The sequence below is a fragment of the Roseibium sp. TrichSKD4 genome (assembly GCF_000148725.1).
Taxonomy (GTDB): Bacteria; Pseudomonadota; Alphaproteobacteria; order Rhizobiales; family Stappiaceae; genus Roseibium.
On sequence record NZ_GL476320.1, the window covers coordinates 758,971 to 779,995 of the forward strand.

Below are 21,025 nucleotides of genomic sequence, written 5' to 3' on the forward strand. Positions count from 1 at the left end.
CAGGCCTCTGCGAGATCGGAGGTCTTGGTAATCACATTCATGGTGATCAGGAGCTATACCCTAATAAGAATCCAATGTCGCCACGAAATGGCGAAAATAGTCAGTGTGCGATCTTGAAGGGGCGCAATTTGTGCGCCTAAGGTGTAGGTAATTGGACTAAGGTCATTACTCTCGTCGATCAACGGAGCTACCAGATGCGTAAAATCCTTGTTGTCAATTCCAAGGGCGGATGCGGAAAAACAACGATTGCGACGAATCTGGCTGCGGCGCTTGCAGCTCGTGGAGATGCGGTTGCCCTTGCCGATGCAGACCGGCAGAAATCCAGTCTGGGATGGCTCAAGCGCCGTTCCAAGAAAATGAGCTCGATCGAAACGCTTGATTGGACGAAAGAAGGCAAGATTGGCGACAAGGAAAAAGGACTGGATGCCATCGTGATCGATGGCCCCAGCGGACTTCGATCTGAACTTGCAAAAACCCTGATTGCAGAAGCAGACGATATTATCGTGCCCGTTCTTCCGTCCGCATTTGACTGGGGTGCATCTCTCAAGTTTTTGGACGGCATTTCCGAGATCAAGAAGGTGCGCAAGGGCAAGGCTGATATACATCTGGTCGCCAACCGGGTGAACCGCAGTTCCACCCAGGTTGCTGAGTTGGAAAAACGCCTCGCCAAAAAGGGCTATCCAATTCTTTGCCGGATATCTGACCGCGTGATCTACGCCCGCCACGCAGCAGCCGGTACAGGCATCTTTGATTACAACGATGCGCGCTCCAGCGATGTGCGCGGCCAGTGGCACCCGCTTTTGCAGGCGGTGGACAGCTGATCAGAACATCAACTGCCAAAGGATCGGTAGCAGGATTGCAGTTGCCAGCGCATTGAGGCCCATGGCAAGGCCAGAAAAGGCTCCAGCCACTTCATTCACCTGGAGGGCGCGTGCGGTTCCAATGCCGTGACTTGCTGTACCCAGCGCCAGCCCGCGAGCTTGCCAGTTCTTAAGCCTGAAAATATTGAGAACAATCGGACCAAGCATGGCACCGGTAATACCGGTGAGGATAACCAGAACGGCTGTCAAAGAGGGCAGGCCGCCCAGTTGTTCCGTTATGCCCATGGCGACAGGTGCCGTCACTGATTTCGGAGCAAGCGCAATCAGCGTGTCTCTTGATGCCCCCAACGCGTAGCCGATACCAAGTGCCGCTGCCATCGCCGTGATGGAGCCAGTGATGATGCTGGCCAGAATTGCAAAGGCAGACCGGCGAACCTTGTCGAATTGCCTGTATAGCGGAATGGCGAGAGACACGGTGGCAGGCCCCAGAAGAAAATGGACAAACTGGGCCCCATCAAAATAGTCCTGATAGGGTGTTCCGGTGATCAGGAGAATTCCTACGATGGTAAGAACTGCAATCAATACAGGATTAAAGAGCGGGTTTCGGCCACTCCGATCATAGATACAGCTGCCTGCTTGAAAGGCGACAAGGGTCAGTGTGAGGTGCAGGAGCGGTGATGCGCTGAGATAAACCCAGACGTCGCGAAGATCATCCATACCTATTCCTCGGTCTGATTTGATGCGGAGGAGCCGCGCGTGAGATAGGTCATCAATGCGGCGGTGACGATGATGGTCAAAACCGTGCTGGCAACAAGCGCGATGGATATCGCTATCCAATCGCTACCCAAAAGCTTGAAGTGCAGCATGACACCGACGCCGGCTGGCACAAACAGAAGCGACAAATGGTTCAGAAGACCGCCGGTGACGGAGCTGAGCTGTTCGGGAATGCCGCCCTTGAAGACAAGAAAGAAAAACAGCAGCACCATGCCGAGAACCGGGCCGGGGATCGGTAGGTCAAGCGCAACGCGGGCAAGTTCACCTGCAAGCTGGCAGCTGAAAATCAGCGTGAGATAATTGAGCATGGTGTTCGCACTCCGGGAGGGGGAGCCCCAGAAAATCTGTAGAGTGGGTCAAGGTCAAGCTGGAGTGGACCGGAAGGAGTTCTCGCTGCTTCGAAACAGTGGATGGTTCCTGCTTTGGCCAAACATCCCCATATCAGACAGGCTCAACTGCCGCATTCCCTTGACTTTCTGCCCCCGGCATGGCTTGTGCCCACGGCGCGGCTTGTGATTGATGAGCGGCGACAGGATTCTATATGCATTCAAGGACCATCGAGGACATCATGCACCTTTACCGGAGCCATTCTTGCGGCGATCTGCGCGCAGATCACGTTGGCGAAACCATCCGTCTTTCTGGCTGGGTTCACCGGGTTCGCGATCATGGTGGCGTGCTGTTCATCGACCTGCGCGACCACTATGGCATGACCCAGTGTGTAGTTGATCCGGATTCCGATGCATTCGGCCTGGCGGAAACGGTGCGCTCCGAATGGTGTATCCGCATTGATGGAACCGTGAAGAAGCGGACTGAAGAGACCATCAACTCCGAATTGCCAACCGGTGAAATCGAAGTTTTCATTCGGGAAATGGAAGTTCTCGGCGCAGCTCAAGAGCTGCCGCTTCCGGTCTTTGGCGAGCTGGATTACCCGGAAGAGGTTCGCCTGAAATACCGCTATCTGGACCTGCGCCGCGAGAAGTTGCACAACAACATTGTTCTGCGCTCCGATGTAGTGAAGGATTTGCGTGAGCGGATGTGGAACCTTGGGTTCAACGAGTTCCAGACGCCGATCATCACTGCCTCGTCCCCAGAAGGTGCGCGCGACTTCCTCGTGCCGTCCCGCCTCCATCCGGGCAAGTTCTATGCGCTGCCGCAAGCCCCGCAGCAGTTCAAACAGCTGATCATGGTGTCGGGCTTCGACAAGTATTTCCAGATCGCGCCGTGTTTCCGGGATGAAGACCCACGCGCTGACCGTTCACCGACGGACTTCTATCAGCTCGACATGGAAATGTCCTTTGTTACGCAGCAGGAAATCTTTGACACGATAGAGCCGGTCATTGCGGGTTGCTTTGAGCGCTTTGGCAAGGGACGGCCTGTCAATCGCAACTGGCCGCAGATTTCTTATAAGGACGCTGCGCTGTGGTATGGCTCCGACAAGCCGGACCTCCGCAACCCGCTGAAGATGCAGATTGTCTCTGAGCATTTCAAAGGCTCTGGTTTTGCGATCTTTGCAAACCTTCTGGAACAGCCGGGCACTGAAATTCGCGCAATCCCTGCACCCAAGGGTGGCAGCCGCAAGTTCTGTGACCGCATGAACAAGTTTGCCCAAGGCGAAGGTCTTCCGGGCATGGGCTACATCTTCTGGCGGAAAGCCGAAGACGGGTCCATGGAAGCAGCGGGGCCGCTTGCGAAAAACATTGGTCCGGAACGCACTGAAGCCATTCGTCAGCAACTCGGCCTTGAGGTTGGTGATGCGGCGTTTTTCCTCGGCGGTAAGCCGAAACAGTTTGAAGCTGTTGCCGGGAAGGCGCGTAACATCATCGGCGAAGAGCTTGGCCACACCGATAAGGACCGGTTCGAGTTCGCCTGGATTGTCGACTTCCCAATTTATGAGCGCGACGAAGAAACCGGCGAGATCGACTTTGAGCATAACCCGTTCTCCATGCCTCAGGGCGGAATGGAGGCTCTGGAAAGCGATCCGCTTGAAGTCCTCGGCTATCAGTATGACCTGACCTGTAACGGCAACGAGTTGGTGTCTGGAGCGATCCGAAACCACAAGCCTGAAATCATGTACAAGGCCTTTGAAATTGCCGGCTATCCGAAGGAAGAAGTCGACAAGCGTTTCGGCGGCATGGTTACGGCCTTCCAGTATGGCGCACCTCCCCATGGTGGCTGCGCTGCCGGGATCGACCGCATGGTCATGCTCTTGGCAGATGAAAGCACGATCCGCGAAGTGGTGATGTTCCCGATGAACCAGAAAGCGGAAGACCTGATGATGGGTGCGCCGTCCGAGGCGACACCGGCGCAGCTGCGCGACCTGCATTTGCGGCTGAATTTGCCCGATGCTGGATAGGCCTTGCGATTGGGCGGCCAAATCACGATAGTCTGGAAGGGGGTCGGGTGTCCGGCCCCTCTCTTGTAATGAGGCGGGAATTTCGTGCTCAACACTGAAAAATGGCAGGTTTTTCAAGATCCTGACGGAACCTACCAGCTTATCAAACGGTTGCTGCGGGAAAACCTCCGCCAATATGCCTCCAAATATGCTCTGGCCTTCCTGTTCATGGGGCTTGTGGCTGCCTCCACGGCGGCCAGTGCATGGATCATGCGCGATGTGATCAATGAGATTTTCATCAGCCGCGATCCGAAGATGGTTTATCTGATTGCCGGCGTCGTGATGCTGATCTTTGCGATCAAGGGCGGTGCGACCTATGGCCAGTTGGTGATCCTGAGCCGCATCGGCAATGCCATTGTGGCCGGTCTTCAGCGACGGTTGTTTGCAAAGCTTGCCCGGCAGGACATGGCTTACTTTGACAAGACCGCCATGGGCGACGTTGTGGTGCGCATCAATCAGGGTGCCACGGATACGCGTACAGCGTTGGACATGGTGGTCGTAACGCTTGGCCGGGATGTGTTGACGCTTGTTGGTCTTGTCATCGTCATGTTGGCGCAGGACCCGACGTTGAGCCTGTTTGCGCTTTTTATCATGCCACCTGCAGTTATTGGCGTGACCTTTTTGGTCAAGCGTGTGCGCAAGCATGCCAAGCAGCAATTTGTTTCCACCGCCCAAATCATGTCGATCATTCAGGAAACCACCATCGGCATTCGCGTGGTCAAGGCATTTGGTGTTGAGACTGCGCTTGAGGACCGAATGGAAACAGCGGTCCGGGACGTTGAAAAGCAGGCTAACAAAATCGCAGCCTTGACCGCAAGAACATCTCCGCTGATGGAAACGCTCGGCGGCTTCGCCATCGCGCTGGTGATCCTTTACGGCGGTTATTCAGTTGTGAATCTGGGGCAGGACCCAGGCGCGTTTTTTGCCTTCATTACAGCGTTGCTGCTTGCCTATGACCCGGCAAAGCGACTTGCGCGCCTTCAGGTAAATTTGAACAAGAGCCTCGTTGGCGTGCGTTTGATGTACGAGCTGCTGGACGATAACACCGGGATGGACACGGCAGAAGGTGGCAGGGCACTTGCCGTGTCTGCGGGCAAGGTTGATCTGCGCGATATTGCCTTTTCCTACGGTGAAGGTGCAGCTCTCAAAAAACTGACACTGACCGCCGAGCCTGGAAAAATGACGGCCCTTGTCGGTTCCTCGGGTGCTGGAAAGTCGACTGCCTTTAGCCTGATCGAGCGGTTTTATGAACCGGGCAGCGGGCAGGTTTTGATTGATGATCAAGATGTCGCCAGGGTGCCGCTGGATAGCCTGCGTGAGCAGATCGCCTATGTGGGGCAGGATACGTTTCTTTTTGATATCTCAATTCGCGACAACATTACCATTGGGCGTCCGGACGCTTCACAGGCTGAAATCGAGGAAGCGGCGCGCAACGCCAACGCGCATGACTTCATTCTCGAGCTGGAAAATGGCTATGACACGTTTGCGGGCGAGGGGGGCGGTCGTCTTTCCGGCGGTCAAAGGCAGCGTATAGCTATCGCCCGCGCCATGTTGCGGGACGCGCCGATCCTGTTGCTGGATGAAGCGACATCAGCCCTTGATGCTGAATCAGAATCCAAAATTCAAGCCGCTCTCACCCGTTTGATGGAAGGCCGGACGACGCTCGTCATTGCACACCGGCTTTCCACCGTGCGCCATGCGGACTGTATCCATGTTCTGGACAAGGGTGAAGTGGTGGAAAGCGGCACCCATGCAGAGCTCTTTGCCAAAGACGGCATCTATCGGCGTTTGGCTGAACTTCAATTTCAAGATGGAAAGTCGGACAACGCCGCTTAAAAAGGGTTGTATTCCAACGCTCAGTTTGCCGTGGCGATTGTGTCCGGCAGATTGAGGTTTGATGGGCCATAAACGAACTGGTTCCTCCCGGCGTTTTTCGCAGAATAGAGGTTTTCGTCGGCTTCCTTGAATATCAAAGTGAGGGTTGAACCCTTCTTGATCTTTGCAATGCCAATGCTGACGGTCAGATTGATCTCATGGCCCGCGATCACTTTGCCATTTTCGGCGATTGCCGTTCTAATCTGTTCAGCGCGGGTGACAATCTCTTGATCCCCAACGCCTTTTAGGAAAATCGCAAATTCTTCGCCGCCAACGCGGCCAACCAAATCGGACTTTCGGACATTGAAGTTGAGCGTCTGGCCGATCAGGCGAAGAGCCATATCGCCAACATCGTGACCGTAGGTGTCATTGATTTGCTTGAAGTGATCTGCGTCGACCAGGAAGAGCGCACCGCCGTCTGAAAAGCGCTGTCGAACGGGTTCAAGAAAATAGCTTCGCGCCAGCACACCTGTCAGCTGATCAAACTTGACGAAATCCTCAAGTTTGGCGACCGCTTTATTGACCGTCTTGACGATGTTCAACGCGACGATCGATATCGGAACAGCAATGAGCGATGCGATAATGGCAGTGAACAGCAATGGGCCGACCATAGCCTGATACTGTCCTGTCATTGCGAACATTATGAAAACAGAAAAGGTGCTTCCGAGTACAGCAAGAAGCGTGAAAACAGCAGTATAAATCGCAACATCTTTGTTGCTGTGAATAGAAAACACTTTTCAATTCCTGATTAATTTGCCGTAGCGTTACATGTCGAGAATTAACAATGTCCTCACGCGCGGGTCTAACGCGCTAATTATCTGAAAAATATTGTGAAATATGCCAATGAACGGCCCCGGCTTCGGGCCGGGGCATCCTTTAGGTCTCAAATGATGCTATTTATCTGTTTGGTGGGTCTTTTCCCACTCGGATAGTTTTTTACGGATGTTCTCGACAACGCTTTCACTAAGACCTTTTTCGTCGACGATTGGCGGATGTTTTTTCTGAGGGCCAGGTTTTGAGTGCTGGTGAACAGCTGTCACAGTTGCTCTCAATTTTGTAATCGCATCAAAAAAGAGCGTGCTATCAACGGTGAATGTGACTTCGATATTCCAAACATCATAATGCTCGCCGTGTTTGCGGACCATGCGTTTGGCTTGAACAGTGTGCGTTCCATCGCTGTAGTCGTCGGCATTGATCCCGACAAACATACAGCTGAAGGCGTGTGCCAATCCGCTTGGGTCGGGTTCCCCATGCGGGGCGTCGTAGTGACCTCCGGTCAAAGCAACAAGCGCTGTGTCATTTATCGCATTGGAAGAGATCAGCGCTGTGATCACATACCGCCAGTGTCCGGCTCTTCACGCTGTTCGCATGTGCTCGCCGTGGCGGACTGTGGCTATGCCCTCGAACTGAGTGCTTGAGTTTGTTTTGATTTCAAAGTCTGACATAATTAAAATCTCCATTTAAGTATTTGTATTTATTTATAATATTCTTATGTGGGTACTTTTATCTTGAATTTACGGAGCAAGAAAATAGCTCCAACAGAAAGTGTAACTTCAAAAAGTGTTTCCGCAAAATTCTGAAGCGGAAAATTGTCGAGCATATAATCCGGGCAAGTTCTTGAAATGAAAAACCCCGGCCATTGACCGGGGTTAAGCTGCAAGGCGTATTTGGTGTTACTGGTTGGCTGCGACGCCAATATTCAGGATTTTTGGCAAAGCCTGCGGTGCCAACATCACGGTGCCCATGATCTGAGAGAAGGGGACCGGATTTTCTGGCCGTGCTGAAACTGTGAGAGACTTCGGGTCGTTCAGATAAGTTGTGAGCGCTCCTGTAACCGTTTCTTGAAACTCCTGGTTCTTGAGTGCTGCCAGCAACTGCGTTACCGCGCCAATTTGCTGTTCGATATAGGCTGACTTCTCAATACCTGCTTTTTGAGCTTCAAATTCCAGCACGCGGTTGGTGAAGGATTGATCGTTGAAATCGATGGACAGCCCCGTGAGTGAGACGTTTTGTGTGAGGCCCATCGCCTTTTGCGGGTCATTGCCGATTTCTTCCAGCTTTTGAACCACTTCCTTTGAAACGCCGCCGAAGCCAAGGTTCAAGGTCAGGGTTCCAAAGTCTTCGCCTTTTATGGTGAGGTCCGTCAGATTTGCCTCTTCGCTCTCAGGCGACCACTTCCCGCGCCCGGCAACATCAATATCGACGTCCTCGTATCCCATTTCTTTCAAGGTTTTGGTTTGGCTTTTGGAAACCGCGCTGGTCTTAAAGCGGATATCGTCAATCTGAAACTGCATGCTCGTTGGAAGCTCTTCGAACATATCGCCAATTTCTGACTGGATACGGGCAACGGTAATTGTCTCCTGATCTACGCCCGACACTTCGACCGAAGTGATGTCGAGACTGCTATAGGAGGGGTTGGAGACTGCTTCTGGACCTTTTGCCACCTCCTCAGGAGAGGGGAGAACAACATCCGTTGCCTTGAAGCTGGCAATTTTCATGCTGCCTTCGCTGGAGTCCATATCGACGGCCTCCAGAGACAGCGTTTCAAGTTGCAGCCGACCGGTTTCCAGGGTCTTGCCACCGGACAGAACCGTGGTCGCAATTGTCACCAGTGCCTTTTCGTCATTCTTGTTGATGATACGGATATCATCGATCAGGACGCCTGCATCGCTGGTGCCAACAGTGCCATAACTTTCAACTGTTCCCTGCTCTGACTCCAGAAGCGTGAGGAACGCGTCCGCAATGTCATTACCGGTCGGAGTGAACGCTTGAGCGCTCAAAGAGGTTGATAGCAGCAGGGCGGATGCGGTCAAACAAGGTGCGATGCGGGCCATGAAAACTCCATGAAAAAAGTGCGAGCCAAGTTTCGAATCTGCTGCACGATGCGGCAGCTAACACGGGGGATCAAGTCGAAAGCCGAAGGCTTGAGATCAATTAAGTGCGTGTACTGACTTTTCGGAGAACTCCGCTCTTGCTCTGCCAACGTCATCAAGGCTCGGCAAGCTGTTCTCATTGCCAAGGTGCTGGATAGCGTGGGTGGACGCGCCCCGGGCAAAGTGGAAATGGTCTTGCCAGTCACGATGCGGGTTTTTCAAATAGGATGCGATATAGGCCCCGTGAAAAACATCACCTGCGCCGTTTGAATCAATCACCTTTTCCATTGGCACATCAAGCGAGGGCATGTGCTGATCCGGGCCGCCATTGGCGTACCAAACAGTTCCATGTTCGCCCAATGTAACAGCACCAACACGGCAACCCTTTGACCTGAGGTAGGCGAGTGTTTCACCTTCTGACTTGCCCAGTTGCTGGCAAAAGCGCTCAGAGACGACGGGCACATCGATAGAGCCCAGCAGTTCGTCTGTGTCCGCACGTACTGCACCACCGTCGAGGGATGTCAGGATCCCAAGCTCACGGCAGGTCTTCGCATAATGAAGAGCCGCGTCTGGCATATGTCCATCCACGTGCAGCGCTTTCATGCCGGTGAGTGTCAGCGGCGGGAAGGGGTGCAGGAAGTCATTGTCACGGCAGCGTACAATGGCGCGTTTGCCATCTTTGGGCATAATGAAGGAGAGGGAGCTTTCTCGGACCTTTCGACCATGGATGCAAATGCCGTATTTGGCAGCCATATCGAGAAACATGCGGGCAAGCCAATCATCTGCCTGTGAGCATAATAATTCAGGTTCACCGCCGAGCTTGGCACAACAAAAAGCTGCCGTTACGGCATTTCCTCCGAAGCTCACCGCATAGTCTCGGGCAATGCTTTTCTCATCTCCCCTTGGGAGTTGGTCGGCCAAAAATGTAACGTCTATATAGGCTTGGCCGATGAAAAGGGCCTGCATCTTTGGGTCCTCACATTGTTTTTTCTTGTCCTGAAACAGTGCTGATCCGTGTGCGGTTCGTGAGCAATGATTTTGGTCAAAATACCAACCGTATTCAGTGCTTGTTTACTAAGATCCGGCATGATCTGCGTGCTCTTGTATTTGTGTAGGCCGCGTTTTGACCCGTCGATATGTAATTTTTTTCCGGGCAGTTGTTATTGCGCTCGTTCTGGCGACCGCGCCGTTGATGGCTACCAATGTCATTTTGAACGATTATGCCGTTTCCCATACGATGGAAGAAATGGAAGCAATCGGTCAGCGCTATGTTAAGCGCGCCGAGGAAGTAATCAACGAGACTGTTGTCACACTTCAACAACTTGATCGCGACAACGCGAAAACCTGTTCGATGGAAGATCGAACAGTCTTTATGGATGCAGTTTCGCAAAAGGGTATGATCAGCGCAGTTGGTCTGGTTGACGCCTTTGGCAAGCGCATGTGTGTTGTTCCTGATCTGGATACGGCGGAAACCAACATCCTGCCAGCTGCCCGTCCAGATGGGCCGTTGGTTGGTATTGGCATGTTGGACAAGGAGTATCGCGGGGCAAAGTCAGCCATCGTAAGTTGGGACCTTGGAAACACAAATCGCCTTTATGCAATCATCTCTCCGGCTGCGATTGCGGTTGATCCGGGGCCTGAATACATCCGCTCCCATCGCCGTGCAGAACTGACGCTTGGAAAGAACCTGAAATGGTTCTCCGTGGGCGGTTTTACATCTGGTGATGCCAATTCGGAAATCCTTGCAACAAACGTCAAGTCGACCCGATACCCGATGGAAGCAAAGGTCGCGGTGGCACGCAGTTCAGCCAATCAACTGGTCGCGCCCTTAAAGTTGATTGCCTTGTTGGCGTCTGCGGCCATGACAGTTCTTTTTGTTGCCATTGGTATCTGGGTGTCATGGCGGCCTGAAAATGAGGCGAATGACGAGTTTAATAAGGCTGTGCGCAACGGCGAGTTTGTGCCGTTCTATCAGCCAGTTATGGATATTGAGAATGGCACTTTGCGCGGCTGCGAGGTGCTGATGCGTTGGCAGCGGCCAACCGGAGAAATCATCTCTCCAGGTCAGTTTATGGCTTATGCCGAAGCCAATGGGCATATCTTTGAGATGACCCGCCAGCTGATGCTGAAAACGGCGGAGGAGATGGGTGAACTTTATTCCCAGAATCCTGACCTCAAGCTGTCCATCAATTTGTTTGCAGGCCACTTTCATGATCGCCAAGTCGTTGCAGATTTGAAAAAAGCTTATGAAAAATCAGATATTTCTTTCCAGCAGGTCGTTGTTGAGGTAACCGAACGCTACCCGCTAGAAGATATGGACTTGGCTCGAAAAATCATCTCTGAACTTCAAGCGCTTGGTATACGCGTCGCACTGGATGATGTGGGAACCGGTCATGGTGGCATGGCCTATTTGCAGAAGCTTGGCGTCGATATCATCAAGATTGACAAGATGTTCATTGATCCACTTGGGTCCGATGAAAACTCCACGACGATTGTCGATTCCATGGTCGAATTGGCTGATAACCTCGGCATGGGCATTATCGCTGAAGGTGTTGAGGAAGAAGACCAGATTGACCGCCTTCTGGAGTTGGGTGTAACTGCAGCTCAGGGCTACTATTTTGCCAAGCCGATGAACGCGGAAGACTATATCGCCTTTGCCAAGAAGACAGAGGAAAACGCAGCCGCAGATGTGGCGCAAGCCGACGAGTTTGCCTACGAAGAGGACATGGACTTCGAAAGCGAGGAAGTCGCAGCCTAAGCGCCCAATTTGGTGTTAGCTTTTATTTTCAATGATGTAGGGTTCTTCGAACCACACTTCTTCCAGATTGTCTCCGTCTCCAATCCGGTCAATAACGGCAAATAATCCCGGGTCTGACAGGGGCGTTAAAACTCCGTGCCAGGTGCCGCAATGGAAGTTGATCGCCTGTCCGGGTTTGGTGATAAACGCACGTGGTCTGCCCGGCTTTCCCTGTTCATCGGGGCAGACAATCACAAGAAACGGTTCTGCAGTCATCGGGATAAAAGCCTGACTGCCAAGCGGGTGCCGCTCAATCATTTCAAGGCGATAGGGAAACGTTCGTTTTTGGGAATTGAACAGGCTTATCCCGGCCTTGGCACCGGCTCCGGTAAAGTCGAGCGTCGCCAGATCGTGGTAGCGGTCGCATAAGCCCTGATTGATTATTTTTGTTGGTTCGCCAACAGCTTCGAGAACTTCGCCAAAGGGGGCAAACTCTTCGGCGTCCAGTTGCTCGGTGACAATGCGGTGTGTCATTGTCTATCTCAGCTTCATGTGACGGTTGACGTCCTTGTAGAGCAAGTATCGGAATTTGCCAGGACCACCTGCGTAACAGGCTTGTGGGCAGAAGGCACGCAGCCACATGTAATCGCCAGCCTCGACTTCGACCCAATCCTGATTGAGGCGATAAACGGCCTTGCCCTCCAAAACATAAAGTCCGTGTTCCATGACGTGGGTCTCCGCAAACGGGATCACCGCTCCTGGCTCGAAGGTCACGATGTTTACATGCATGTCGTGGCGAAGGTCTTCCGGGTCTGTGAAGCGTGTCGTTGCCCACTTGCCTTCGGTTCCCGGCATCGGCGTTGGAGCCACTTCCTGATCGCTTGTGACAAAGGGTGCAGGGGCTTCCAGTCCCACCACCTTCTCATAGCTTTTTCGAATCCAATGAAAACGCACCGGCCGGTCGCTTTCGTTTTTCAGGGTCCAATCGCAGGCTGGCGGCAGATAGGCATACCCACCGGTCTGCATAGGATGGGGTTGACCTTCAATTGTTAGCGTCATCGCGCCTTCAACAACAAACAACACGGCTTCCGTTTCCGCATCTGTTTCCGGTTTGTCGCTGCCTCCGCCCGGTTGTACTTCCATGATGTATTGGGAGAATGTTTCAGCAAAGCCGGACATCGGACGGGAAAGAACCCAAAGCCGTGTCTTTTCCCAAAAGGGCAAAAAACTCGTGACAATGTCACACATTGTCCCCTTGGGGATCACGGCATAAGCATCTGTAAAAACAGCTCGACCGGTCAGAAGTTGTGTCTGAGGGGGATGTCCGCCAGTCGGAGCATAATAGGGGCCGGATGTCATGCTTGGGGATCTCTGTGTGTGGCTGAATTGTCTTTGATACGCTGGAGAATAAAGAGCGGCTGGTGGTCGGTCTATGCCTTTTTCGAGTGCAGTGTGTTCGCACATCGAGAACAAGGGGAGTGGCCTCGCCCGCTAAGGGAGGAGCATGGACAGGGCAGTGACCATGTTGCGGGCGAGACCTTTGAACCGGAGACCAGGCATTGGTTTAGAATGCCCGTCCCATGCATCTCCGGCTGTCTGAGAAATTGTCTATTGCAGTTGGCGTTGAGAGGAACGCCACGCGGGTGTCAATCCTCTCAGATTTGATCGTGAACCTTTCGAACGTCCTCTCGGCTTGAACGAACCCGGTCGATTAGGGTGGGGAAAGTTCCGTTTTCACGGGTCGCCAAAAAATGCGACATGCGGGCGTCTAGATCTTGCAGTCGGCCTTTTGTCCTGCTTGTGCCAGTGCTGGTCGATGGGGACAGCGGGTTTAACCAGAATGGGGTCATTCTCTGCTCCTTTGATACCTAACTCGCTACGGCAGCGTGGGTTGGACGACGGTTGAGAGTTCTTTCCAGACGGGAGATTTCCTCGCGAAGGCGCAGCTTGAACTTCTTCAAGGTTCGGATGTGGAGGTGATCTGGTGCAGGTCGTTTTTCTTCCTGGCGAATTTCACTGTCCAGGTTTTTGTGTTGGCTGCGCAGGGCTTTCAGACGTGTGTACATCGTTGTTCCTCCAGATCAGTTCTTGTGACGATCTTGATATGGTTGGCGCAGGTTGATAGTTGAAATATATTGATTGTATGGTAGTGATAGAGGAAGGCTATCGATGGCATTTCGGCCGTCCCCTCGACAGATCGAGTATTTCATCGCCCTTGCTGAAACCCGGCATTTCGGGGCGGCGGCTCGAAAGTGCCATGTGTCACAGCCGACGCTTTCGGCTCAGTTCAAGCTGTTGGAAGATCAGCTAGGCGTGACCCTGTTTGAACGAGGCAGTGGACTTGTTGAGATAACGCCTGTGGGTCAGGAATTGTTGCCTCTAGCGCGCCAGGCGTTGGATAGCTTGGATGCACTTGTGAGCGGTGCCAGTTCCAGGCAGGGCGGGCTCGGCGGGCTTATTAAACTGGGAGCGGCATCAACTTTTGGTCCATATTTTCTGCCGCATCTCTTGCCGCGGATAAAAGCGGTCTATCCTGATCTTGAAATCTACATTCGAGAGGACCGTCCAACGGAACTTGGCAGAGCCCTGCAATCCGGAGCTCTGGATTGCGCGCTGGCACCTGCGCCCTCCATCGCCGAGCAATCGAGCGATGAGATGATCTGTCAGGAAGATGTGCTGCTTGGCATTCCAGCAGATCACCCCTTGGCATCAGTTGAGCAGGTGGAGCTGGCTGCCTTGAACGGGGTCGGGCTGTTGTGTCTGGGGCCGGGGTATCAGCTTTACCATGAAGGGCAGTTGCTTTGCCGGGCTTCAGGGGCTCATATGCTGGAAGATTATGAGGGTACAAGTCTTGATGCTTTGCGCCAGATGGTATCCATCGGCATGGGGCTAGCTCTTTTTCCCGGCAGTTATGTTGCCTCGGAATTTATCAAGGAACAGCGGGTGGTTCTGAGGCCCATTCGTGATTTTGCAATGACCCGATCTGTGCATTTGTTTTGGCGCAAGAGCAGTTCGCGTGGTCACCATTTTCAAAAACTTGCGGAGCTTGCACGGCAAACCGTCGATGAAATGGCCGTCACTGGGGTTCGCAGACCTTCCAGTCAGCTTTGAAAAGTGTGGCCGGCAGTTGCCTCTCGTGAGAGGCGTCTGCCGTATAAAGTGCTATTTCTAGCTTTTGAGAACCGGAGTTTGGCCTTGGGCCAGTTTCAGCCGCGTCCAGAGGTTCATATTGATGACGATGGCCGCAATTTCCGCGATCTGCTTTTCATCAAAATACTCTGAAACGGTTTCATGTATCGCAGGAAAGCTGATCAAGTCATAGGCTGTCAGAGCTTCGCAATAATCCAATGCGGCCTGTTCTGCTTCGCTGAACAGGGTGCTTTCCTGCCAAGAGCCAAGGTGAGCGATCTTGGCCTTGTGTATGCCCTGATCTTCAGCCGCCTGAGTGTGCAGGATGAGGCAATAGGAGCAAGGGTTCATTTGGGCAACGCGAAGGCGAAGCAGCTGGGCGAGTTGCCCGTCGACTGACAGGTCAGCCGTATATCCAACGGATTTAGCCATGTCCTTTGCGATGGAGTGAAACTCCACCAGGTCGGGGTCAAAGCGAGTGTTCTTGAAGTCGATGTCGTCCATGGTCAGTCTCCCAGAATGAATGTTGTTTGCCAGATTTCGTTTTCCCGAGCGATGTCTTGCAGGAACTTGCAAGGTAGCACCACGGTCCAGGACTGGCAGGCAAGGTATTGTAAAACCTCACGTGCAAAGGACTTCCCGAGTCCTTTTCCTCTCAGGTCTCCGGCAATTTCCATGTGGTCGAGAACAAGTTGATCATTCTTGAGCCTGTATCTGGCAAAGGCGTCTGTTGGCGCCATGTATTTCAAGAATTTCTGTTGCTTTACATCATGCTGAAGGCCGGGGTCATAAAGCCCTTCACGAGCTAGGCGCTTGTCCAGCTCAGCCAGCTTCGGGTTGCGCAATTTCCGCCCCTTGATCTGGAACGTCGGAAACTTTGTTGCATCGCCTGTTAAAGCGGTCAGCCGTTCGGCCGCCGCTTCATCCTTGTCGACTTCGGCCAATTCATAAGGCAGGCCGCGCTCTTCAAGCGCAGCCTGATAAAACCGTGTCTTGTGGCATCTGACTTCGCCGAAAAGCGTTATTTCAGATGCCGCTTCGGAGGCAGAGTTACTCATGTGCCACAAAAGGTTCGATAAGGACCGAAGTCCTTCGGAGCGGGCTTTGCATATGTTTCCAGTCCTTCGCGTTCCGTGAAGGGGTCTTTCAAGACCTGAACAAGCGATTGAGCTCGTTCGTAATTTCCGTTTTCCGCCTCCGCTAGCGCTTCTTCGACCTTGTGATTGCGCGGAATATAGATCGGATTGACAGCATTCATCCGGTTGGTGATTTCCTGAGTGGTTGCGGTTTCCAGCTGTAGCCGCGACTTCCAATGTTCGAACCAGTGGTCAAATGTCCCGCCATCTTTGAACAACGCGCGGGTTGAGGCCCCATCGTCACCCACTTCGGTCGCCAGTTGTCGGAAGAAGCCTGTGTAATCAACATCCTGACCTTTCATCGCCTCTGTCAGGGCATTGGCAAGGTCAATATCTTGTTCCAACTCGGTCGCAAGCCCCAGTTTGGCGCGCATTCCTTTCAACCATGCATCTTGGTAAAGGGCAGGGAAGGTGTTCAGAGCATTTGTCGCCTGCCGTACGGCGTCATCTGCATCGTCCGGATTGATCAAGGGGACGAGGCATTCGGCAAGTCGTGCGAGGTTCCACTGCGCCAAAACCGGCTGCTTGCCATAGGCGTAGCGCCCTCCTTCATCGATAGAGCTGAACACCGCATCCGGATCGTAGCTATCAAGAAATGCGCAAGGACCATAGTCGATCGTTTCGCCGGAAATGGTCATGTTGTCGGTGTTCATGACGCCGTGAACGAAACCGGCAAGCACCCAATTGGCAATCAGTTCTGCCTGCCGTGATATGACCCGAGAGAGCAGTTTGAGATACTTTTCCGGATCATCAGCAAGATCAGGGTCGTGGCGCGCGATGGTGTAATCTGCGAGCTGGCGAACCTTGTCGGTCTCGCCGCGGGCTGCAAAAAACTGGAAAGTGCCAACACGGATATGGCTGGAGGCAACCCGCGCCAGAACAGCACCGGGTTTATGACCCTCACGGAAAATGTCTTCACCGGTCGTAGTGGCGGCCAATGCGCGGGTGGTTGGTATGCCCAAGGCATGCATTGCCTCGCCCACGATATATTCGCGCAAAACTGGTCCGATGACGGCCTTTCCGTCGCCGCCTCGCGAAAACGGGGTGCGACCCGAACCCTTGAGGTGAAGGTCGCGCCGTTTGCCATGCGTGTCGATGATCTCCCCAAGCAGGATTGCACGACCATCGCCGAGCTGCGGAGAAAAATCGCCGAATTGGTGACCAGCATAGACTTGAGCCAGCGGGGCTGCACCATCCGGGCTGTGGGAGCCGGAAAGGTTTGCAGCGCCTTCGCTGGTGGCCAGCGCGGCTGGATCGAGCTTCAGTTCTCTGGCCAGTTCGTCATTGACGAGAACGGTTTGAGGAGATGGGACCTGCGCTCCTTCCCACGGCACATAAAATCCGCGCAGTTCACGGGCGTAAGTGTTGTCAAAGGTGAACTTGGGTGGGTGCGTCGTCATCTGCGGCCTATTGTGCTCTTGATGGGAAAAAGAAAGTGACGTGTTTGAAAACCGACAGGAGGACGAGACCTCCTGTCGGTTTATCTGTCAGGCTGTTTCCAGTTTTACGTCCTCAGCCCCGAGGGCTTCAATGAAACGCTTGGCATCCAGTCTGAAGTCCGCAAAAACAACCTTGCCGTCCGGGTCTATGACGGTGAACCAGGGCGTTCCCGCGGTTCGGTAGTCCTGCATAAAGGTTGGATAGTCTTCTCCTTCCAGCCGCACATCATGGCCGAACGGGATTTTCAATCCATACTCTTCCTGATTGACCCGGAGTTTATCGAATGTGTTGACGTCTTCGTCTTCAAACACGGTCTGGATTACAGCAAAGCCGAAACCCTTGTCCTTGAGCGCATTATGAAGAATGCGAAGGGTTGGAAACCCGCGAGAATGACAGCCCGGGCACCAATGCTGGAAGTTATAGATGATCTTGTAGCCCTCTCCGAGGTCGGAGAGCTTTAGTGGCGTGTCCAACGGCGTCCCGTTGGCGTCAATCCAGTTTTGAACGCGAAGGTTCGGGGCGGTTTGGTGGAGGGAACCGAATTGCATTGCAGTCTCCTTTTCATGCCCATTCTCAGTAAAGCCATTTAAGTCTTTGCTGGCGCGGGCCGCAGATCAAAGGCGTGACGTGCGCCGTTGATCAGAAGTCTTCAACAGTGCGTGCGATATGATCACTGCGCATTCAAACGGATACGCGCGGCAATTGCGCCGCCCGTATCTCAGAACCTGCCGGGTGCCGGACAGTCGCTGCTCCTGTCAGGCGCCCATCTGTAAATTGAGTTTGCTTACTCCGCTGCTTCGCGTTTTGGCAGAACCCAACCCGGACGAGGGAAGTGGCAGGTGTAGCCATTCGGGTAACGTTCCAGATAATCCTGATGCTCTGGTTCGGCTTCCCAGAAGTCGCCAACCGGCTCGACTTCTGTGACAACCTTGCCCGGCCAAAGACCAGAGGCATCTACATCGGTGATTGTATCGTGAGCGACTTGCTTTTGCTCGTCATTCACATAGTAAATCGCCGACCGGTAAGACAGGCCTGTGTCATTGCCCTGACGGTTTTTGGTTGTCGGATCGTGGATCTGGAAGAAGAACTCCAGGATTTGCCGGTAGCTCAGCTTATCCGGATCGAAAACAATTTCGATGCCCTCCGCGTGTGTTCCGTGGTTTCGATATGTGGCGTTTGGCACATCACCGCCGGTATATCCGACCCGAGTTTTTTCGACGCCGGGGATCTTGCGGATCAGGTCCTGCATACCCCAAAAGCAGCCACCTGCAAGTACAGCACGTTCAGTCATCAGATGTCCTCCACTTGGTCGATATAGGCTCCGTAGCCTTCTGCTTCCATATCATCACGATGGATGAAACGAAGCGACGCGGAATTGATGCAGTAGCGCAGTCCACCCTTATCCTGCGGGCCATCAGGGAATACATGTCCCAAATGACTGTCGCCATGCATGGACCTAACCTCGGTTCGGATCATGCCATGAGACATGTCTCGATGCTCGGTGACATGCTCATGAACAATCGGTTTGGTGAAGCTTGGCCACCCGCAGCCACTGTCAAATTTGTCGGACGAGGCGAAAAGCGGCTCGCCTGAGACGATGTCTGCATAGATGCCCGGTTCTTTGTTGTCCGTGTATTCACCAGTGAACGGGCGCTCCGTGCCGCTTTGCTGGGTGACACGATATTGCTCTTCGTTCAGCCGCTTGATGGCTTCTTCTGTCTTTTCGTATTTCATGTATGCCTTCTAAGCCCATTGGGCACATGAACTGGTGTTGAACCTTAGATGGGGCAGATCATGCCATGTTTCAAATTGGCGATACCTATGAAAGTTATTCAAATTATTGAGAGTTTGTGATGTTTCCACTTTGAGTGCATTCGCCACTGGAATGTTAATGGCAGATGTTTTTAGTCAAGATCACTTTAATCGCTTTCTGATCGTGAGAGAGAGACCATGTTGACCTAAGGGAAATCATGTATTTCATAATCTCTAAATGTGGTGATACTTTAGGTTGAAAGCAGATGTGTACGCACAGTTTGCTTTGGACGGTGTGAAATGGTGAGGGGACCAATTTGCGCGAAAAAAGGAACATTCCTGAAGAGGTATCCGGTGTCGTGCCGGGTGACCGGGAACTTTGGGCGCTTTTTGCTGCTTGGGGCGTTTTCGTGTTGTTCGCGTTTTTTGCTCTCTCTGGAAGTGCGATCGGAGGGATTTTATGCCTGAGCTGAATCCCTTCCGCTATGAGCGGCAGTTTGATGCCTACCTCACCGGGTATCGAAAAAGCGCCGACGCCACTATGGTTGGCACCAACATCTTTCTCTTCATCATTAGCTTTGCCTTCGCGATATGGTCTGGGGAGTGGTTGTCGGTATTTCTCATCGGTCTGCCGACCTTGCTGCTCTCCATGTTGCTGGCAAGGGCGGCGAATGGCTACTTGATCACCCGCTTGTTCATGGGCTGCGCTTTTATGGGGTTCACTGGTCTGTTTGTGCATTTGGCTCACGGGGATATCGAAGCGCACTTCACAGCGTTCGGTCTGATTGCGATTTTGCTGTATTATCGCGATTGGCGTGTCATCGCAGCGGCAACCATCTTTATCTATCTGCACCACCTGGTCCTCGGACTTGGTCAGACTTATGGTCTGGCTGTTTATGTGTTCGACAATCCGTCCTTTTGGGCGACCTTTGGCCTGCATGTAGCTTATTTTCTGCCCTTTGTGGGCATGATGGGATACCTTGCCATCGCTCTGCGGCGGGAGGGCTATCAGAACCAATTGGTCATTGAGCTTTCCAACAAGGTGGCGCAGGGCGATTTGCGGCCGTCAGTCGTTCAGCCAGATGTAGTGGGTCCGCGTCATGCGCTGCTTGATTCCGTCACATTGATGCATGACCGCATCCTGCAATTGCTGGCCATGATCCCGGCTCCAGTCATTGTGGTTCGCAAGTCGGATCACATGGTTGTCAATGTGAATGATGCCTGGGCAAGTGAGTTCAACATCGACCCCAATCCAAAGATGATCATTGGTCGAAGGTTTCCTGACCTGATTTCTCAGACGAACTTTGACCTCATCAAGTCCTTTCTGGAAACTGATGGGGCACCTGTTGAGACTTTTCCGATGGTTTTTGACTGGAAATCACCTGAAGACCGGAAGCGTCAGGTGGAGCTACGGAAGATCGATTACACGACTGATCTCTCTGATCTCATGATCATTGTTGGGAGTGACCTGACAGAGCAGCACCGAGCCGAAACCCAGTTGCGAGAAATCGCGTACACCGACATGCTGACTTCGGCTGCAAACCGAAATTCACTTCATATCAAGCTGGATGAGGCAGTTCGTAATCTGGAAACTGACTACAAGCCGTTTGCTGTGATCCTGTTCGATCTTGATGGTTTCAAGCAGGTCAATGATACGCATGGCCATGATGCGGGGGATCTGGTTCTCAAAACCGTTGTCCAGCGGATGATGCGGACCTTGGAGCACCGTGCGTTTGTTGCCCGTCTTGGAGGCGACGAGTTTGTTGTTGTTCTGGAAGATACGGATAACAGCGAGCACTGTCTGCGTTACGCCGAGTATCTCATTCGGCAGATTGAGTATCCGGTCCGTCTTCAATCGTTTGAGGAAGTGTCTATTTCGGCAAGCGCCGGCATTCGGATTTGTGCTGCGCTCGAAGAAGACCTTTCTGCCAGCACAATCTTGAAAGCAGCGGATATTGCTCTTTACAGGGCCAAGGCTGCAGGCAAAGCAGGGGCGGTCGTCTATTCAGAAGATGACGCCGATCTGGAACGCTGCCCGGAAACCGGTGTTGTGATCCCCTTGAAAAGCGGTTGAGCGCGTCAAACGCTGATCTGCT

Annotated in this window: 21 protein-coding genes; 6 read left to right on the forward strand and 15 right to left on the reverse strand. The window is 53.0% G+C overall.

Annotation, left to right across the window (positions count from 1 at the left end; all coding sequences use genetic code 11):
* The first annotated feature begins 194 nt into the window (after positions 1 to 194).
* Positions 195 to 821, forward strand: coding sequence for an AAA family ATPase (locus TRICHSKD4_RS24330; RefSeq protein WP_009759903.1), 627 nt, complete (start codon positions 195 to 197; stop codon positions 819 to 821).
* Here the strand turns inward: TRICHSKD4_RS24330 and TRICHSKD4_RS24335 are convergent, their stop codons facing one another.
* Entirely contained in the window at positions 822 to 1,538 is a 717-nt protein-coding gene (locus tag TRICHSKD4_RS24335; protein WP_009759904.1) for an LrgB family protein, read from the reverse strand.
* Positions 1,539 to 1,540: 2 nt separating this feature from the next.
* Entirely contained in the window at positions 1,541 to 1,903 is a 363-nt protein-coding gene (locus TRICHSKD4_RS24340; protein ID WP_009759905.1) for a CidA/LrgA family protein, read from the reverse strand.
* Between the two features lie 260 nt (positions 1,904 to 2,163).
* Between TRICHSKD4_RS24340 and aspS the strand changes: the two genes are divergently transcribed.
* Both aspS and TRICHSKD4_RS24350 read left to right on the forward strand, forming a co-directional pair.
* Positions 2,164 to 3,948 carry an aspartate--tRNA ligase gene (aspS, locus tag TRICHSKD4_RS24345; protein WP_040617544.1) on the forward strand — a complete coding sequence of 595 codons (1,785 nt, stop codon included), beginning with the start codon at positions 2,164 to 2,166 and terminating at the stop codon, positions 3,946 to 3,948.
* Between the two features lie 84 nt (positions 3,949 to 4,032).
* On the forward strand, positions 4,033 to 5,823 hold the full coding sequence (locus TRICHSKD4_RS24350) for an ABC transporter ATP-binding protein (protein ID WP_009759907.1): 1,791 nt from the start codon (positions 4,033 to 4,035) through the stop codon (positions 5,821 to 5,823).
* A 20-nt stretch (positions 5,824 to 5,843) separates the two neighbouring features.
* Here the strand turns inward: TRICHSKD4_RS24350 and TRICHSKD4_RS24355 are convergent, their stop codons facing one another.
* From TRICHSKD4_RS24355 to TRICHSKD4_RS24370, 4 genes are all read right to left on the reverse strand, one after another.
* Positions 5,844 to 6,494, reverse strand: coding sequence for a GGDEF domain-containing protein (locus tag TRICHSKD4_RS24355; protein ID WP_168157072.1), 651 nt, complete (start codon positions 6,492 to 6,494; stop codon positions 5,844 to 5,846).
* A gap of 261 nt (positions 6,495 to 6,755) precedes the next feature.
* Positions 6,756 to 7,196, reverse strand: coding sequence for a hypothetical protein (locus tag TRICHSKD4_RS24360; protein WP_040617392.1), 441 nt, complete (start codon positions 7,194 to 7,196; stop codon positions 6,756 to 6,758).
* Positions 7,197 to 7,535: 339 nt separating this feature from the next.
* A complete protein-coding gene (locus tag TRICHSKD4_RS24365) occupies positions 7,536 to 8,696 on the reverse strand; it encodes a hypothetical protein (protein WP_009759911.1) in 1,161 nt (386 codons plus the stop codon).
* Positions 8,697 to 8,792: 96 nt separating this feature from the next.
* Positions 8,793 to 9,701, reverse strand: coding sequence for a sugar kinase (locus tag TRICHSKD4_RS24370; RefSeq protein ID WP_009759912.1), 909 nt, complete (start codon positions 9,699 to 9,701; stop codon positions 8,793 to 8,795).
* Positions 9,702 to 9,927: 226 nt separating this feature from the next.
* Here TRICHSKD4_RS24370 and TRICHSKD4_RS24375 point away from each other — a divergent pair, with 226 nt between their 5' ends.
* Positions 9,928 to 11,493 (forward strand): EAL domain-containing protein, encoded by a 1,566-nt coding sequence (locus tag TRICHSKD4_RS24375; protein ID WP_009759913.1) that lies wholly within the window; start codon positions 9,928 to 9,930, stop codon positions 11,491 to 11,493.
* A gap of 15 nt (positions 11,494 to 11,508) precedes the next feature.
* Here the strand turns inward: TRICHSKD4_RS24375 and TRICHSKD4_RS24380 are convergent, their stop codons facing one another.
* The 3 genes from TRICHSKD4_RS24380 to TRICHSKD4_RS24390 form a co-directional block, all read right to left on the reverse strand.
* Complete coding sequence (locus TRICHSKD4_RS24380) at positions 11,509 to 12,006, reverse strand: ureidoglycolate lyase (protein ID WP_009759914.1); 498 nt, start codon at positions 12,004 to 12,006, stop codon at positions 11,509 to 11,511.
* Positions 12,007 to 12,009: 3 nt separating this feature from the next.
* The gene (locus TRICHSKD4_RS24385) at positions 12,010 to 12,831 is read right to left on the reverse strand and encodes a bifunctional allantoicase/(S)-ureidoglycine aminohydrolase (RefSeq protein WP_009759915.1); all 822 of its coding nucleotides are present in this window, start codon (positions 12,829 to 12,831) and stop codon (positions 12,010 to 12,012) included.
* A 509-nt stretch (positions 12,832 to 13,340) separates the two neighbouring features.
* Positions 13,341 to 13,538 (reverse strand): YdcH family protein, encoded by a 198-nt coding sequence (locus TRICHSKD4_RS24390; RefSeq protein ID WP_009759917.1) that lies wholly within the window; start codon positions 13,536 to 13,538, stop codon positions 13,341 to 13,343.
* Positions 13,539 to 13,641: 103 nt separating this feature from the next.
* On the opposite strand from TRICHSKD4_RS24390, the gene TRICHSKD4_RS24395 reads away from it, so the two are divergent.
* Positions 13,642 to 14,583 (forward strand): hydrogen peroxide-inducible genes activator, encoded by a 942-nt coding sequence (locus TRICHSKD4_RS24395; protein WP_009759918.1) that lies wholly within the window; start codon positions 13,642 to 13,644, stop codon positions 14,581 to 14,583.
* Between the two features lie 57 nt (positions 14,584 to 14,640).
* Here the strand turns inward: TRICHSKD4_RS24395 and TRICHSKD4_RS24400 are convergent, their stop codons facing one another.
* From TRICHSKD4_RS24400 to msrB, 6 genes are all read right to left on the reverse strand, one after another.
* Positions 14,641 to 15,105: a carboxymuconolactone decarboxylase family protein gene (locus TRICHSKD4_RS24400; RefSeq protein WP_009759919.1), complete on the reverse strand. Its 465-nt coding sequence runs from the start codon at positions 15,103 to 15,105 to the stop codon at positions 14,641 to 14,643.
* A 2-nt stretch (positions 15,106 to 15,107) separates the two neighbouring features.
* Complete coding sequence (locus TRICHSKD4_RS28625) at positions 15,108 to 15,659, reverse strand: N-acetyltransferase (protein ID WP_009759920.1); 552 nt, start codon at positions 15,657 to 15,659, stop codon at positions 15,108 to 15,110.
* Positions 15,656 to 17,137, reverse strand: a complete 1,482-nt coding sequence (locus tag TRICHSKD4_RS24410; RefSeq protein WP_009759921.1) for a YdiU family protein — start codon at positions 17,135 to 17,137, stop codon at positions 15,656 to 15,658. Before TRICHSKD4_RS24410 ends, TRICHSKD4_RS28625 begins: the two co-directional genes overlap by 4 nt.
* 87 nt (positions 17,138 to 17,224) lie before the next feature.
* On the reverse strand, positions 17,225 to 17,725 hold the full coding sequence (locus tag TRICHSKD4_RS24415; protein ID WP_009759922.1) for a peroxiredoxin: 501 nt from the start codon (positions 17,723 to 17,725) through the stop codon (positions 17,225 to 17,227).
* Positions 17,726 to 17,961: 236 nt separating this feature from the next.
* Positions 17,962 to 18,468, reverse strand: coding sequence for a peptide-methionine (S)-S-oxide reductase MsrA (msrA, locus tag TRICHSKD4_RS24420; protein WP_009759924.1), 507 nt, complete (start codon positions 18,466 to 18,468; stop codon positions 17,962 to 17,964).
* Positions 18,468 to 18,911, reverse strand: coding sequence for a peptide-methionine (R)-S-oxide reductase MsrB (gene msrB, locus TRICHSKD4_RS24425; protein ID WP_009759925.1), 444 nt, complete (start codon positions 18,909 to 18,911; stop codon positions 18,468 to 18,470). Before msrB ends, msrA begins: the two co-directional genes overlap by 1 nt.
* Positions 18,912 to 19,389: 478 nt before the next feature.
* On the opposite strand from msrB, the gene TRICHSKD4_RS24430 reads away from it, so the two are divergent.
* Entirely contained in the window at positions 19,390 to 21,003 is a 1,614-nt protein-coding gene (locus TRICHSKD4_RS24430) for a GGDEF domain-containing protein (RefSeq protein WP_009759928.1), read from the forward strand.
* Positions 21,004 to 21,025 lie beyond the last annotated feature (22 nt).

What these genes read in the sequence shown, in the direction of transcription:
- TRICHSKD4_RS24355 (WP_168157072.1), bottom strand. Translation starts at nt 6,494, where the DNA reads ATGACAGGACAGTATCAGGCTATGGTCGGCCCATTGCTGTTCACTGCC.
- TRICHSKD4_RS24410 (WP_009759921.1), bottom strand. Translation starts at nt 17,137, where the DNA reads ATGACGACGCACCCACCCAAGTTCACCTTTGACAACACTTACGCCCGT.
- TRICHSKD4_RS28625 (WP_009759920.1), bottom strand. Translation starts at nt 15,659, where the DNA reads ATGAGTAACTCTGCCTCCGAAGCGGCATCTGAAATAACGCTTTTCGGC.
- TRICHSKD4_RS24340 (WP_009759905.1), bottom strand. Translation starts at nt 1,903, where the DNA reads ATGCTCAATTATCTCACGCTGATTTTCAGCTGCCAGCTTGCAGGTGAA.
- TRICHSKD4_RS24380 (WP_009759914.1), bottom strand. Translation starts at nt 12,006, where the DNA reads ATGACACACCGCATTGTCACCGAGCAACTGGACGCCGAAGAGTTTGCC.
- msrB (WP_009759925.1), bottom strand. Translation starts at nt 18,911, where the DNA reads ATGAAATACGAAAAGACAGAAGAAGCCATCAAGCGGCTGAACGAAGAG.
- TRICHSKD4_RS24400 (WP_009759919.1), bottom strand. Translation starts at nt 15,105, where the DNA reads ATGGACGACATCGACTTCAAGAACACTCGCTTTGACCCCGACCTGGTG.
- TRICHSKD4_RS24390 (WP_009759917.1), bottom strand. Translation starts at nt 13,538, where the DNA reads ATGTACACACGTCTGAAAGCCCTGCGCAGCCAACACAAAAACCTGGAC.
- TRICHSKD4_RS24370 (WP_009759912.1), bottom strand. Translation starts at nt 9,701, where the DNA reads ATGCAGGCCCTTTTCATCGGCCAAGCCTATATAGACGTTACATTTTTG.
- TRICHSKD4_RS24415 (WP_009759922.1), bottom strand. Translation starts at nt 17,725, where the DNA reads ATGCAATTCGGTTCCCTCCACCAAACCGCCCCGAACCTTCGCGTTCAA.
- TRICHSKD4_RS24365 (WP_009759911.1), bottom strand. Translation starts at nt 8,696, where the DNA reads ATGGCCCGCATCGCACCTTGTTTGACCGCATCCGCCCTGCTGCTATCA.
- TRICHSKD4_RS24335 (WP_009759904.1), bottom strand. Translation starts at nt 1,538, where the DNA reads ATGGATGATCTTCGCGACGTCTGGGTTTATCTCAGCGCATCACCGCTC.
- aspS (WP_040617544.1), top strand. Translation starts at nt 2,164, where the DNA reads ATGCACCTTTACCGGAGCCATTCTTGCGGCGATCTGCGCGCAGATCAC.
- TRICHSKD4_RS24395 (WP_009759918.1), top strand. Translation starts at nt 13,642, where the DNA reads ATGGCATTTCGGCCGTCCCCTCGACAGATCGAGTATTTCATCGCCCTT.
- TRICHSKD4_RS24430 (WP_009759928.1), top strand. Translation starts at nt 19,390, where the DNA reads ATGCCTGAGCTGAATCCCTTCCGCTATGAGCGGCAGTTTGATGCCTAC.
- TRICHSKD4_RS24385 (WP_009759915.1), bottom strand. Translation starts at nt 12,831, where the DNA reads ATGACATCCGGCCCCTATTATGCTCCGACTGGCGGACATCCCCCTCAG.
- TRICHSKD4_RS24330 (WP_009759903.1), top strand. Translation starts at nt 195, where the DNA reads ATGCGTAAAATCCTTGTTGTCAATTCCAAGGGCGGATGCGGAAAAACA.
- TRICHSKD4_RS24375 (WP_009759913.1), top strand. Translation starts at nt 9,928, where the DNA reads ATGGCTACCAATGTCATTTTGAACGATTATGCCGTTTCCCATACGATG.
- msrA (WP_009759924.1), bottom strand. Translation starts at nt 18,468, where the DNA reads ATGACTGAACGTGCTGTACTTGCAGGTGGCTGCTTTTGGGGTATGCAG.